A 15,069-nucleotide genomic window follows, 5' to 3' on the forward strand; every position below is an offset into this window, starting at 1 on the left:
TCCGCCGGCTTGTTTGGCGATGTTGAAGATATAGTCACCGGCGCTGTCTGTTTTACCAGACGCGATGGTAGTCGTACCGTTTTTGATCACGATAGCGCTGTTCGCTTCGCCTGTTCCAGAAACGCTTGTGGAATCGGTTGTTAACGCGCCAATCGTTGTTTGGGCGATGGTGTCATCGGCAATCGTGGTGCTGGCCGTCGATATTTTACCGTTCGATGCTTTCGTCACCGTCGCAGAAATAGTAGAGCCGCCTGCTTGTTTGGCGATGATAAAGCTGTAGTTACCGGCGCTGTCTGTTTTACCCGAAGTAATCGTTGTTGTGCCGTTTTTGATGACGATGTTGCTGTTGGCTTCGCCTTTTCCAGAAACGCTCGTGGAATCGGTTGTCAACGCGCCAATCGTTGTTTGGACGATATCGTCATCGGCGATCGTTGTGCTGGCCGTCGATGTTTTACCGTTCGATGCTTTGGTTACTGTCGCTGTAATCGTAGAACCGCCGGCTTGTTTGGCGATGATAAAGCTGTAGTTACCGGCACTGTCTGTTTGACCAGACGCGATGGTTGTCGTACCGTTTTTGATGACGATAGCGCTGTTGGCTTCGCCTTTTCCGGAAACACTTGTGGAATCGGTTGTCAACGTGCCAATCGTTGTTTGCGTAATCGCATCATCTACGATGGTTGTGCTGGCCGTCGATGTTTTACCGTTCGATGCTTTAGTTACTGTCGCCGAAATGGTAGAACCGCCGGCTTGTTTGGTGATGTTGAACGTGTAGCTACCGCTGCTGTCTGTTTTACCAGATACGATGGTAGTCGTGCCGTTTTTGATGACGATGTCGCTATTAGGTTCGCCTTTTCCGGAAACGCTTGTGGATTCCGTTGTTAACGCGCCAATCGTTGTTTGGGTGATCGTGTTATCTACGATGGTTGTGTTAGCAGTCGATGTTTTACCATTCGATGCTTTCGTCACTGTCGCCGTAACGGTAGAGCCGCCGGCTTGTTTGGTGATGTTGAAGCTATAGTCACCGGCGCTGTTTGTTTTACCAGATGCGAGGATTGTGCTACCGTTTTTGATGACGATGTCGCTGTTAGGTTCGCCTTTTCCGGAAACGCTTGTGGAGTCGGTTGTCAACGCGCCAATCGTTGTTGGCGTGATGGCATTAAACAAGGTGTTGGCAGTTATCACATCGCCTTGTAGTTTTGTTTTTGCATCGCTGGCTGGTAGAGCTTCTACGAGTGCACTTGCGGCATTAATCATCGCTTGTGTCGTGGTGTCTTTTAATGCCGTGTTTGTTGGCGGGTTGCTGAATAGATTATTGACAGCCGCTGTCGCATTCGCTAAGGCTATTCTCGCTGCTAATTCCGCTTTTGCTTTATCTACATACCCTTGTAATTCTGTTTTTTGTGCGGCATCGCCTGTGATGGCATCTACTTTACTTTGTGCAGCATCAATGGCTGCTTGGTCCGTGGTGTCTTTGATGTGGTTGGCCGGGTTATTCGAAATAAATAAGTCATTCACGGAAGCTCGTGCGATATCCGCTTTACTTTCCCCTACACTCACACTAATGGTTTTTGATAAACTAGAATTTACTGTCGATGTTACGGTGACTGTCGTTGTACCGGTTTCTTTCGCTATCCAGTTACCATTGGCATCAATACTTAAGATGTTGGTATCTCCAGATTTATACGTGACACTTTGAGAGGCATCTGCGGGAGATACGGTGACACCAAGTTTGCCTGTAGCGCCTTTTGTGGTGGCTATATCATTAACATCTAGCGCTAGACCAGTTGGACGAGATCCGCCTAGTACATTCGTGTACATTGTAGGCAAAAATAATCCTTGAAGTTGCATCAATTGACCCGCAGGCATTCTTTTTTTTCATATCAGACGTTATCAAGATAGCAAAATAATCATTAGTTAATATGGAAGCTGTTGTCTGAATACCAGGACTGCTGTTATAAGGAATAGGATCCATTCTCAGATCGGATCTCTGTCCTGTTGGCACATTCATGCGCCCAGTTACAATATAATCACTTACATAGATAGGGTCAATGACAGCGGTGCTGCCACTTGGAACTACTAGAGGGCTTGTAACTTTAGTATCTCCGACAATCTCGCCATTTGTAGTTGCTACCGTGATGCGCATACCTTCTGTTAAAGCAACGCTATACAGCTTATAGTTCCCATCTGCATCACATGTAACGGTAGCTGCAACTGACACGTCCGTATTATTTGCCTTATATGTTGAGACTAATAATGTTACATTAGGAGCTACGTGTCCTGCAAGAAATTTTTGGTTAGGCCTTGCTAGTGCTATAGCTTGTGGATAGCTTGTGGTGGCTTTCAAATTCGATGTTAATTTCTGTTCTGCTGCGTGTGTTTGTACGGGTGGCAAGGTTGTGATAATGGATGTTGCTAGCACATTGGCCACAAGAAGTGTCGTTGCGGCTTTTTTTAACTGTTTTTTCATGTTTATAAAATCCCCCTGAATATGTTGTTGATATTAGCTAATTGCTAACTCACTTATTTAGTGTACGCTTCTTTTTTTACAAAAAAAAAATATAATTATTCCGCTATTTTTCGTTTAGTTGTGAATACTTTGTTACAAACTTTGTTTATCTTGAAACGGAAACAAAAAGGGTTGGCAGCTTATTTTCTACGCCAACATTAGGTTCCATTCGTTGTATCGTGATACTGTGGACCCATAGATGAACTTTGCTACTGGTCATTTTTTCATGCTAAATAGCGACTAGCAAAAAGAACCACACCATCCATTTTGGACAGCGCGGTTCTTTTCATGCGTGACTGGCTACTACGTTACTATTCTCCCCCGTGTTATGTAGGAATGCAAGAAAATATTTCCTTGCATAGATATAAATCTATCACGGATAATGATTATAAGAAATACAGAATTTCCGTTTTTTTATGTAAAATTGTGGCGAATTTATGTTGTTTTGACAAGCTCGAAAACCTTTTTTTGAAGGGGGTAGAATCTGTGAAAAAACGGATTTCGCGAAAGCTCTTCTTTTGTTTGGAGAAAAACGGTATACTAGAGGGATAGAAAAGTTTGCACGGGATATAAAAGGTAGGTGCTAGTGGAAAAATGATAGAACAATATTGGAGTAGATCGCAGCAAGTTTTGCAGGAGAGTTTTGGTTATTCGTCGTTTCGCGATGGGCAAGAGGATGTGTTGCGGAACTTGTATGCGCGTAAGGATACGCTGGCGATTATGCCAACTGGGGGCGGAAAATCGCTTTGTTACCAAATTCCGGCGCTGGTTTTGGACGGTTTGACGATTGTTGTTTCGCCGCTGATTTCCTTGATGAAGGATCAGGTGGATGCGCTGAATGAGCAGGGGATTCCGGCGACGTTTGTGAATAGTACATTGTCGGGAAATGAAATTGATAACCGGTTGTGGGATGCGGAAAATGGGGAGGTAAAGCTGCTTTATATTGCGCCTGAGCGTTTGGAGACGGCGAGCTTTAAGCGGTTAGTCGACACGACGGATATTGCGCTTTTTGCGATTGATGAGGCGCATTGTATCTCGCATTGGGGGCATGATTTTCGTCCGAGTTATTTGACGCTGTGTGATACGCTGGACCTTATTCACCCGCGTCCACTCATTATTGCACTGACGGCGACGGCAACGCCAACGGTTTCGGATGATATTATGAAGTTGCTGGACATTGGCCCGGATAGTATTGTTCAGACGGGTTTTGCACGGGAGAACTTGGCTTTTCAAGTCGTGAAAGGGCAGGATCGTGATAAATATTTACTCGATTATGTGAAAACGAACGGTGATCAGTCGGGAATCGTTTATGCGGCGACGCGTAAAGAGGTGGAGCGGCTGTATGAGATGCTGAACAAGAAGGGTATTCCGACGGGGAAATATCATGGCGGTATGTCAGACAAAGAGCGTAACGGTTGGCAGGAGAAATTTTTGTATGATGATGTGCGTGTTATGGTGGCGACGAATGCGTTTGGGATGGGAATTAATAAATCCAATGTGCGGTACGTGATTCATTATAATTTGCCGCGAAATGTCGAGGCGTATTACCAAGAAGCGGGACGTGCTGGCCGTGACGGCGTTGCCAGTGACTGTATTTTGCTGTTCGGCCCGCAAGACACGCATATTCAGCATTTTTTGATTGATCAGTCGGAGATGGACGAGGAACGCAAGCAGAACGAGTACGGAAAACTGCGTCAAATGGCGGGTTACGGCTACACGGAGATTTGTTTGCAGAAATATATTGTGCAGTATTTTGGCGAAGAAGGCGAGAACTGTGGACGTTGTGGGAATTGTCTCGATACGCGAGAGGCACAGGACATTACGATTGAGGCACAGCAAGTCTTTTCATGTATTAAAAGGATGCAAGAACGCTTCGGAAAAGTGATGGTGGCCAAAGTGTTGACGGGCTCGAAGGATCAGAAAATCCAGCAGTGGCGCCTAGAGGAGTTAACGACACATGGTCTAATGAAGGATCGCTCGCAAAAAGATGTGTTGCAATTGATTGATTATTTAGCGGCGGAGAAGTATTTAGCATATACAGACAGCCAATTTCCATCGTTGAAACTGACGAATGAGGCGGTTAACGTTCTGCTCGGTAAAGAGAAAGTCACGCGGAAAACGGCCCGTAAAGTTACGAAAGTATCGATTGATGTGGATGAAGGCTTGTTCGGCGAATTGCGTGAAGTACGCCGGGAACTTGCGTCGAAACACAAAGTTCCGCCGTATATTATTTTTTCCGACGAAACGTTACGGCAAATGTGTGAATACTTGCCAAAAGATGAAGAGGCATTCCTCGAAATCAAAGGTGTCGGTATGAATAAGCTTGAGAAATATGGCGCGGAATTTTTGGAAGTACTACAGAAGCAAGCATGAAAAAAACAGCAGTATCTGGACTATATTTTAGAGTTCGAATACTGCTTTTTATTATTTTTATAATCGGGGTTTTTAAAATAAGGTCAGCGGGTACTTATAATAGAGGTATATAGGTTATTTATCTATAGTAAAGAGAGAATTGAAAGGAGTTGGGATTTTGTGAAGAAGTTCATGTTACTTTTAGTATTGCCAATGATGTTGATAGGGGTGCTATTCCATCCGTTAAGCCCTGAGGCGGCAGCGAATTTCTCTGTCACCGCGGTTATTCCAGAAAACCAAATCGATAAAACGAAGACATACTTTGATTTGCGCATGAAGCCAGGTCAAAAACAAGATTTAGAGGTCGTACTTAAAAACGATACAGATAAGGAAATCACGATTGAAACGAACGCAAACACGGCGGTGACGAATGATAATGGGATCGTGGACTACAGCCAAACCGATCCGAAATTGGACAAATCGCTGAAAACACCATTTTCCGAAATTGCGAAAACAGACGATGAGGTCGTGCTTCCCGCCAAAAGCAGTAAAACAATCAAGGTCACGGTGACAATGCCCGCCGCGTCATTTGACGGCATTATTTTAGGTGGCTTACAATTCATTGAAAAAGAAGATCCCGATGCGAAAAAAGAAGATGGCAAAGGCGTGCAAATCAAGAATCGCTATGCCTATGTGGTTGGCGTGCAACTATCGGAAAATGATACGGTTGTAGAGCCCGACATGAAGTTGCACGCAATCAAGCCGCAACAAATCAATTATCGCAACGTGGTGACGGCGAACCTGCAAAATCCAGAAGCGACGATGATTAAACCATTAATGATTGATGCGAAAATTTACAAATCAGGGGACGATCAGGTTTTACATCAAGCAAAACGCGATAATTTAAGAATGGCGCCGAATTCCAATTTTAATTACGCTATTGATTGGGAAAACCAGCCGCTTAAAGCCGGAAAATACCGTTTGAAAATGGTAGCAACATCCGGAGATAAAACATGGAAATGGGACGAAGAATTCACCATCAAAGGTGACGATGCGAAAAAACTAAACGATACCGCGGTAGAACTTGAAAAAGACTATACGTGGTGGTACATTGCGGGCGGCGCGTTAGTACTGATTCTGCTTGTACTTCTAGCCTTCTGGTTAGGAAAACGCTCGAAAAAAGATAAAGACGAAGATAAAAAAGAATAAGTAAAAGGACCCGGATGGGAGCTGCAAATTGGCTTCTATCCGGGTTTTGATTGAATTTTGAAATGTAGAATCCTTTTTTATGATAGAATAAACATATCTCATAATCCAGAAAGGAATTTTAAAATGACAAAAACAGTAGTTTTAGCAGAGAAGCCTTCTGTTGGGAAAGACATTGCGCGCGTTCTTGGTTGTAAGCAGGGCAAGAACGGCTACCTGGAAGGCTCGAAATATATCGTAACTTGGGCGCTGGGGCACTTAATCACGCTCGCCGATCCAGAGAATTACGATGCCAAATATAAATCGTGGAATATGGAAGATTTACCGATGCTTCCGCAGAAAATGAAACTCGTACCAATCAAGCAAACGCGTAAACAATACGAAACGGTGAAAAGTCTGATGACGCGTAAAGATGTAGATTCCATCGTAATCGCAACAGACGCGGGTCGCGAAGGTGAACTTGTCGCGCGTTGGATTATCGAATACGCTAAAGTGAAGAAACCAATCAAGCGTCTTTGGATTTCGTCTGTGACCGACAAGGCGATTCGTGAAGGGTTCAGTAAACTACAACCCGGTAAAGCCTACGAAAACCTATATCGTTCAGCAGAGGCGCGTTCAGAAGCTGATTGGGTGGTTGGAATTAACGCCACACGTGCGCTAACGACGAAATATAACGCGCAACTTTCTTGTGGACGCGTGCAAACACCGACACTTGCAATGATTGCACAGCGCGAGGAAGACATTCGCCAATTTAAGCCTAAGGAATTTTACCAATTGACCGCGGTGACGGAACAGGGTAGCTTTGCTTGGAGTAAGGGCCAGACATTTGATGAGGCAGAAGCTGAGAAAATTGCGCGGAGTTTGAATGGGAAGGAAGCCTTGGTTACAGATGTAGCCGTGAAGGAGAAGAAAACACACGCGCCAGGTCTGTACGATTTGACGGAACTGCAACGTGACGCCAATAAGCGCTTCGATTTTTCCGCTAAAGAAACGTTAAATATCATGCAAACCCTATACGAACGCCATAAAATTCTGACGTATCCGCGTACTGATTCGCGCTTTATTTCCGATGATATCGTACCAACGTTGAAAGAACGCGTCGAAGCGTGTGGCATTGGACCATACGCGAAACCTGCACGCGCCGTAGCATCGAAGTCAATCAAGGCAAACAAGTCATTTGTTGATAATAGCAAAGTAAGCGATCACCACGCAATTATCCCGACGGAAGAAACGCCAAGCTTGTCCGACCTAAACGACCGCGAACGCAAAATTTATGACCTCGTCGTGAAACGCTTTTTAGCTGTACTTTCCGCACCATTCGTGTATGAAGAAACCGCCGTGCAAGCCAAAATTGGCAACGAAACATTCGGGCTTAAAGGTAAAGTCGTGAAATCACTCGGTTGGAAAGCCGTTTACAATGAAGACAACGACACAGATACGGTAACAAAACTGAAAAAAGGCGAGCAGTTAAAGGTTCGCGATATCCAACTGACGACAGGCAAAACGAAGCCACCAGCTCGGTACAACGAAGCCACATTACTTTCCGCGATGGAAAATCCAAGCCTATCCAGTGGCAAAAAAGATTTGGCGAAAACGCTCGGTGAAACAGGCGGACTTGGTACAGTTGCAACACGCGCCGACATTATCGAGAAACTTTTCAACAGTTTTTCCCTAGAGAAGCAAGGCAAAGATATCATGATTACGTCAAAAGGCCGCCAGTTGCTCGACCTTGTTCCAGCCGATTTGAAATCCCCAGAACTAACCGCAATTTGGGAGCAAAAACTATCGAAAATCGCAAAAGGTCAGCTAGATAAAACAACATTTACGAACGAAATGCGCGACTATGCCAAAAAAGCCGTGACTGAAATCAAACAAAACGATAAGAAATTCAAACATGATAATGTGACATCAACCAAGTGCCCTGATTGTGGCAAACTGATGCTTAAAGTCAAGGGCAAAAAAGGTACGATGCTCGTGTGTCAAGATCGTGAATGTGGCCATCGTGAATCCGTTGCTAGAACGACAAACGCCCGTTGTCCAAATTGCCACAAACGTATGGAACTGCGTGGTGAGGGGGACAAACAAATCTTCACTTGTTCTTGCGGTCATCGCGAAAAACTATCCGCATTCAACGCCCGTCGAGGCAATGAGAAAAATAAAAACGTCTCGAAAAGCGAAGTTGCAAACTATATAAAGAAACAAAACAAGAAGGAAGAAGAGCCGTTCAACAACCCGATGGCAGAAGCGCTAGCGAAGTTAAAACTGAAATAACAGCTAGATACACATCTGAATCCGATAATGGATTTGGATGTGTATTTTTTGCATGCAATGCTTTAAATTGGAAATCTGGTAGCCTATTCGTTCTTAATTTGAAATAGTTCTTTAGTGACTTGCGAAAACGAACATATGTTTGTATACTGTTAATTAGAGTGGTGGAGAAAATAGCATGGAATTTTTCATCCAGCCAATAAACAGGAGGCGATTTACGATGGCCTACAAAGATCGAGGACTAAAGAAATGGGGCGGCTTCATATTAAGTGAGCATACCGCGCATATGGAACAATCTAATAGAACCCCACAGTGGAAAGCGGCAATGGACGAAGAGGTTATTCAGTCCGTTCTAAATCACGCAACATCTCACCATGTGATGCTTGCTATTCAAGAATACCAGCCGATGGGTACCGAGGCACAACCAGATATCGTTGGACAATTAATAGGTATCGAAGAAGACAGCCTTTATATTCGAACAAGCACTGGGATTCACGCGACAGAACTAGCCAATATTCGTCATGTAGAAGAAAGGCGGATTGAGAAATGGTACAGTTAATAGACTATGAAATCGCACCGAAGCGAGATATTCTATGCATTGATGTGAAAAGTTTTTTTTCGCCTCTGTTGAATGCGTGAAAAGACGTCTAAACCCTTTAGAGGCCTATTTAGTCGTGATGAGTAATCAAGAAAGCCAAGGTGGTTTGGTACTTGCCGCAACACAAAAAATGAAAAGATCAATTTAATATTAAAACGGGGTCAAGGCGTTACGAAATTCCAGAAGACGCGAAAATTATTGTGGCAGAACCGCGGATGAAACTCTATCTACAAGTCAATGAAATGATTACCACGATATTCAAACGATACGTGGGACCAGAGCATTTGCTAATTTACTCTATCGATGAGGCTATTTTGGATGTATCCCATTCACATAGCTTATTTGGAGATACGATGACTATCGCCAAACGCATACAACAAGATATTTTAGATGAGTTACGGTTATATGTCACCATTGGCATTGGAGAGAACCCGTTACTTGCAAAAGTAGCCTTGGACGTCGAAGCCAAACACCACCCAAACGGCATTGCAGAATGGCGCTACAAGGACGTTCCAAGTAAATTGTGGCAAGTAAAGCCTATGACAGAAATGTGGGGAATCGGAAGGCGAACCGAAGTCCAGTTAAACCGCATAGGCATATATACGATATATGATTTAGCGCATGCAGAACCTAACTATTTGCGTCACGCGATGGGGGTTGTCGGAGAAGAACTTTTTTATCATGCAAATGGTATTGATTACACGGATTTGGCAGAGAAATATGTACCACTGTCAAAGAGCTATAGTAAGAGTCAAATATTAGAACGAGACTACGATAATCACAAGGAAGTCGAGATTGTCATCCGAGAAATGGTAGAAGATATAGCGATGCGATTGCGACGCGAGCACGCAGAGACATCGGTCATTCATATTTCTGTAGGATATAGCCGTTACAGCGTGCAAAAAGGTTTCGGAACCCAACTAAAAATTCACCCAACAGACAGTAGTAAAAAAAATAACAACCTATGCACTTTATATATTCCGAAAGCATGTTGCTAATGAGCCAATTCGCAGTTTATCCATTCAGTTAGGCAAGATACGTTATAAAGATGGAACTCAGTTGAATTTGTTTGAAAGTGCTGTCCAGACCGTAAATCAAGAGCAACTGGAGCGCACGATAGACAAAATTCGTGACAGATATGGTTTTCAATCTTTAATGCATGCAAGTAGCCTAGCAAGTGGGGCAACCGGACTGAAACGATCGTCCATGGTAGGTGGTCATAAAGGTTAACCAGTTATCATAAACGAAATCCTGAAATCTTGTAGCTGAACTGAACAACCATGTGGATAAAAATATCATTTTTTTTATCCCATTTAAATAAATAAGTGTCACAGAATTAGCCTAAAGCAACAAAGATTTATCAACCTCTCCGGTGTAAAATATAATTTGTGAACATAATCACAAATTCGAGAGGAGTTGCTTTACATGATGTTTGCGAAAAAAGTACAAGATTACAAGAGCCGTATTTTTGATGTAAATGAAATCAAGTCTTTCGATGGTAACCAAGCTAAGAAGAATATTTTTTACGAAACAGGACAAACAGTGGGTGCCGTGTGGTGTTTGAAACCAGGGCAAGAACTTTACTTCCATTCTCATAAGCGAGCAGATGATATCTGGATCTGTATGGAGGGGGATTCTGGTACGTATTATCCAGAATGCGGTGAATCTGTTGAAATCTCAAAAGGAATGGTTTGTGTCGCTAGGCCAGGTGAGAAACATGGTATGAAAAATACTGGCACAACAGATTTTGTATTTATCGGAATTGCTGGGCCGGTACCGCTTGATTTGATTCTACATGAGCTTGAGTAGTGATATGTGTAGATTTTGCATAAATAGAATTAGAAACTAGAGTATTTCTGAGGTTAAATCAGAAAGGCTCTAGTTTTTTGCGCGCTTTTCTTGACTATGGGCGTAGAATACGAAACAATAATAAGCATAGAAGGAGGTTGTTTCACGTGAAACATTGCAAAATTAAGATTGAGAAAGATGTCCCAGCAAAAATGCGAGATGGTGTGACATTGTATGCAGATGTCTATCGTCCAGATGCGGATGGAGAATTTCCAGTTTTACTAACAAGACTTCCATATAGCAAAATTTTCGGATTACATTTTTTACGTCCAGATGTTTTGGCGGAGAATGGATATATTGTTGTAGTACAAGATGTACGAGGGCGCTTTACTTCTGAAGGAGAGTTTGTTCCGTACATAAACGAGGCGAATGATGGCTATGATACTGTTGAGTGGGCAGCGAAGTTACCACAAGCGAATGGAAAAGTCGGCATGTTTGGCTTATCGTATTACGGTTACACGCAGTTATTAGCTGCGATGGCTGAGCCTCCAAGTTTAAAGGTTATCGTTCCAACGATGTCACAAAACAATATGACGGATGTATTTAATGATCATGATGGTGCGCTTGAGCTTGGTGCGTGGGCTTCATGGAGCATCGAATCTATTTTGCCGGATTTGATTACGCGTCATATTACGGATCCAAAAGAGCAGAAATCCGCATTCGAACAGTTAGAAAAAGATCTCGACAATTTGGAAGAATGGTATAAATTCAAACCAATTAATGCTTGGCCACCAGTCAAAAATACTGGTGCAATGCCATACTTCACAGAAATTCTTGATTATCCGCTAGATCACCCACATTGGAAAGATACAAGTGTGAAAGATAACTATGATCGGGTGAAAATACCAGGTTTACACATAGGAGGTTGGTATGACTGCTTCTTAGATAAGACTATTGCAAACTTCCTCGGAGGTCATCGCCAGGGGCTTGGGGATAAACTCGTGATCGGACCTTGGACGCATGGCAATTTCATATCGATGATTGGTGATCGTGATTTTGGAACAGCAGCTGGTTCTTGGGGTGAAGCAAGTATGCATACGCGTCACTTGGAATGGTTTAATCACTGGTTAAAAGGTGAGTCACTACCGCACACAGCGCCGATTCAAATTTTCACGATGGGGATTAATAAATGGCAAGGTGCAAAAAATTGGCCGCTAGAAAACACGAATTTCACACCATTATATTTCCATAGCGAAGGCAAAGCAAATACGCTAAAAGGTGATGGGACAGCAGATTTCAAACGACCTGAGAGAAGTGAAAAAAATGATGTTTTCGCATATAATCCGGAAAATCCAGTGCCATCTCATGGCGGAGGAACGCTTCATAAAGCCATTCAAGCCGATGGTCCACGTGATCAACGCGATTTAGAGCAGCGGGAAGATATCTTGTGTTACACAACAGCGTCACTTATCGAGGAAGTCGAAGTAACTGGCCCAGTTGAGGTCGTTTTGTGGGCAAAAACAGACGCTGTAAACACAGATTTTACGGCTAAATTGATTGATGTGATGCCGGATGGAACGGCTTATAATCTCACAGAAGGTATCATTCGCGCTTCTAAACAACATGGTGATAAGGTGCAAAATGGGTTGCATAAATATACTATTAATTTATGGTCTACAAGTAATGTATTTCTAAAGGGCCATGCTATTCGTGTCGAGATATCATCTAGTAACTTCCCAAGGTTTGATGCGAACCCAAATACAGGTGCTAGTTTTATTAATACAACGGAGAGTATTGTCGCAAATCAAACAATTTTTCACGACCCAGAGCACCCGTCCCATATTCTGCTCCCGATAATTAAATAATTTCATGACTAAATTTCCTATACTCACTATTTAATTCATGGTAGAATAGTTAGGTATCTCAATTTTAAAGTACCTTTCAAGAGGCTAAGGGAGCTTGATCTTGGATGTTTACAATAAAAAACATAGAGCGTGAAGGAGCGGTAAGGTGAGAATTTTTTCGAAAACAGGTGTTGTCTTTTTAGCGGTAATTTTGATGATGAGCAGTTTAGTACATGGACCGATGATGGCGGACGCGGCAGTAGCACCACCAACTGTCAATGCAAATGCAGCAATTACAATTGAAGAAGGCACAGGAAAAATTTTATACGGCAAGAATGTTGATCAGTTACTGGGAATTGCATCGATGACAAAAATGATGAATGAATACTTAATCTTAGAGGCTGTAGCGAAAGGTAAGCTGAAATGGGACGATAAAGTCACGATTTCGGATTATGCATATGAAATTTCACAGGATCGCTCGCTTTCTAATGTACCCCTCAGACGTGGTGAAGCGTATTCTGTCGAGGAGCTCTATCAAGCAATCGCGATTTATTCTGCGAACGGTGCGGCTATCGCGGTGGCTGAAAAAATAGCTGGTTCAGAAGCTAAATTCGTCGATATGATGAATAAAAAAGCAGATGACTTGAAACTCGGCGCTCACAAGTTTGTGAATGCAACAGGTCTCAATAACTCCGATTTAAAAGGCAAGTTTCAAGTTGGAAGCGCGACTGACGAGAATCAAATGACAGCTCGTGGCATGGCAAAATTAGCGCAACACATCATTCAAGATTATCCTGACGTATTGAAGACATCAAGCATTGCCAAGAAGAAATTCCGCGAAGGTACCAGCGACCAAATTGATATGACAAACTGGAATTGGCTATTGCCTGGCTTGATTTATGCACGAGAAGGCGTGGACGGGTTAAAGACTGGGACGACGGATTATGCAGGTCAATGTCTTACAGCGACTGCAGTCCAAGACGGTATGCGTGTGATTACAGTAGTCATGCATGCCAATGGTGGAACTAGCGCACATGACAAAACACGTTTTAGCGAAACCAACAAAATGCTCGACCACGCTTTTAACAATTTTAAAGTAATGGAAGTTCGTAAAGCAAATGCAGCGGTAAAAGAAACAATCGCAGTTAACAAAGGCAAAGAAGATAGTGTCGCCTTAATGACAAAAGATGCAGTCAAAATCGTTGTTCCAAAAACAAACAACCGAGCCAAAACTAGATGAAAAAGTGACATTAGACGAAAAAACAGTTGACGCACCAGTGAAGAAAGATACGAAAGTAGGCACGATGACAGTTCAGCTAAAAGACGGTGACACATTAGGTTATGTAGACGGCAAGAAAACCGACACAATTAATGTTGTTACAAAAGACGATGTCGATAAAGCGAACTGGTTCATGCTAATGCTATATAGTATTGGTGACTTTTTCACAGGTATTTGGGATTATGTCGTAGATGGAATCAGTGGTTGGTTTAATTAAATAGGAAATAGGCTGAGCTCGGTGCAAAATTGAGCTCAGCTTTTTGCTGTAAAAAATATTAAATTCCGTTCACATGATAGACATCTTTTTTGCGGAAACGACTCATAATGAGCGGGTATAATTCAGATTTAATCGAGTAGAAGCGGACATTCAATGATGTATAATAAGATACTATTACAAATAAAAAGCTCAAAAAGTGCATTTTAATCATAAATCCACTCATTTTGTATTGATAATAAAATAAACCTCCTCTATACTATTTATAAGATTAGATACATTCATTGCTTGTAAAAATGATGGGGGACACATAATATGAATATAAAACAGTATATGCCATTGGGATTGAGAGGGTATATGAACCTGATTAAATGTAGAAAACGTTTTCCAAAAAACAAAATTCATTCGAGTCAAATTGGCGCGAATGTCCAACTAGGAAAGGAGTGCTGGATTAATAAAGATGTCATTATCGGTAGCAACGTAACGATTGGTGACTATTCTTATGTCAACAAAGGTGCCATCATCGCTTCGGGCACCATAGGGAAGTATTGCTCTATTGCGGCATATTGCCAAATCGGTTTAGATGAACACCCAATCGACAAACTATCCACATCCCCATTCACTTATGATAGCAAAGGCTGGGATAATTTTCAAAACCCTCCAATAATCGGGAATGACGTTTGGATAGGCGGGAATGTTCTAGTTATGCAAGGAGTGCATATTGGCGACGGTGCCATACTAGCAGCGGGCGCGGTAGTGACAAAAGATGTCCCACCATACGCAATTGTCGGCGGAGTTCCGGCCAAAATTCTCAAAAAAAGATTTGAGGAAAACACAATCGAAAATCTGATAAAAGAAGCATGGTGGGATACATCAAACCCGTAAATCAGATCTATACAAAAAATAAAAATATAGCAGACAACGACCTCGCTCGTATCTACAGATTTGAGAGGACACTATCATGAACAGATGGAATGAAACATGGAATAGTAAAAGAACAAAACGTTATACTCA

At 42.6% G+C, this 15,069-nt stretch carries 9 protein-coding genes and 2 pseudogenes; 9 read left to right on the top strand and 2 right to left on the bottom strand.

What is annotated here, in order from left to right; genetic code table 11:
- Both PCORN_RS15550 and PCORN_RS15555 read right to left on the bottom strand, forming a co-directional pair.
- Positions 1-1,848, bottom strand: a 1,848-nt coding sequence (locus tag PCORN_RS15550) for an Ig-like domain-containing protein (protein WP_241433212.1), incomplete at its 3' end; no start/stop codon positions are given.
- On the bottom strand, positions 1,763-2,467 hold the full coding sequence (locus tag PCORN_RS15555; protein WP_036082278.1) for a hypothetical protein: 705 nt from the start codon (positions 2,465-2,467) through the stop codon (positions 1,763-1,765). The genes PCORN_RS15555 and PCORN_RS15550, both read right to left, overlap by 86 nt.
- Before the next feature lie 633 nt (positions 2,468-3,100).
- Here PCORN_RS15555 and recQ point away from each other — a divergent pair.
- From recQ to PCORN_RS20980, 9 genes and pseudogenes are all read left to right on the top strand, one after another.
- The gene (gene recQ / locus PCORN_RS15560; protein WP_036082280.1) at positions 3,101-4,879 is read left to right on the top strand and encodes a DNA helicase RecQ; all 1,779 of its coding nucleotides are present in this window, start codon (positions 3,101-3,103) and stop codon (positions 4,877-4,879) included.
- A gap of 171 nt (positions 4,880-5,050) precedes the next feature.
- Complete coding sequence (locus PCORN_RS15565; RefSeq protein WP_036082288.1) at positions 5,051-6,067, top strand: WxLIP family cell surface protein; 1,017 nt, start codon at positions 5,051-5,053, stop codon at positions 6,065-6,067.
- 123 nt (positions 6,068-6,190) lie between these two features.
- Entirely contained in the window at positions 6,191-8,335 is a 2,145-nt protein-coding gene (locus tag PCORN_RS15570; RefSeq protein ID WP_036082282.1) for a DNA topoisomerase III, read from the top strand.
- A gap of 217 nt (positions 8,336-8,552) precedes the next feature.
- Positions 8,553-8,891, top strand: coding sequence for a hypothetical protein (locus PCORN_RS15575; RefSeq protein ID WP_036082284.1), 339 nt, complete (start codon positions 8,553-8,555; stop codon positions 8,889-8,891).
- 55 nt (positions 8,892-8,946) lie between these two features.
- Positions 8,947-10,160, top strand: a pseudogene (locus tag PCORN_RS15580) (Y-family DNA polymerase); the annotation flags it as partial.
- A gap of 195 nt (positions 10,161-10,355) precedes the next feature.
- The gene (locus PCORN_RS15585; protein WP_241433214.1) at positions 10,356-10,739 is read left to right on the top strand and encodes a cupin domain-containing protein; all 384 of its coding nucleotides are present in this window, start codon (positions 10,356-10,358) and stop codon (positions 10,737-10,739) included.
- Between the two features lie 146 nt (positions 10,740-10,885).
- The gene (locus PCORN_RS15590; RefSeq protein WP_036082286.1) at positions 10,886-12,583 is read left to right on the top strand and encodes a CocE/NonD family hydrolase; all 1,698 of its coding nucleotides are present in this window, start codon (positions 10,886-10,888) and stop codon (positions 12,581-12,583) included.
- 193 nt (positions 12,584-12,776) lie between these two features.
- Positions 12,777-14,058: pseudogene (gene pbpD1, locus PCORN_RS15595) on the top strand (D-alanyl-D-alanine carboxypeptidase PBPD1).
- 312 nt (positions 14,059-14,370) lie between these two features.
- Positions 14,371-14,940 (top strand): xenobiotic acyltransferase family protein, encoded by a 570-nt coding sequence (locus PCORN_RS20980; RefSeq protein ID WP_051999546.1) that lies wholly within the window; start codon positions 14,371-14,373, stop codon positions 14,938-14,940.
- Positions 14,941-15,069: the final 129 nt, after the last annotated feature.

The sequence above is a fragment of the Listeria cornellensis FSL F6-0969 genome (genome assembly GCF_000525855.1).
Lineage (GTDB): Bacteria > Bacillota > Bacilli > Lactobacillales > Listeriaceae > Listeria_A > Listeria_A cornellensis.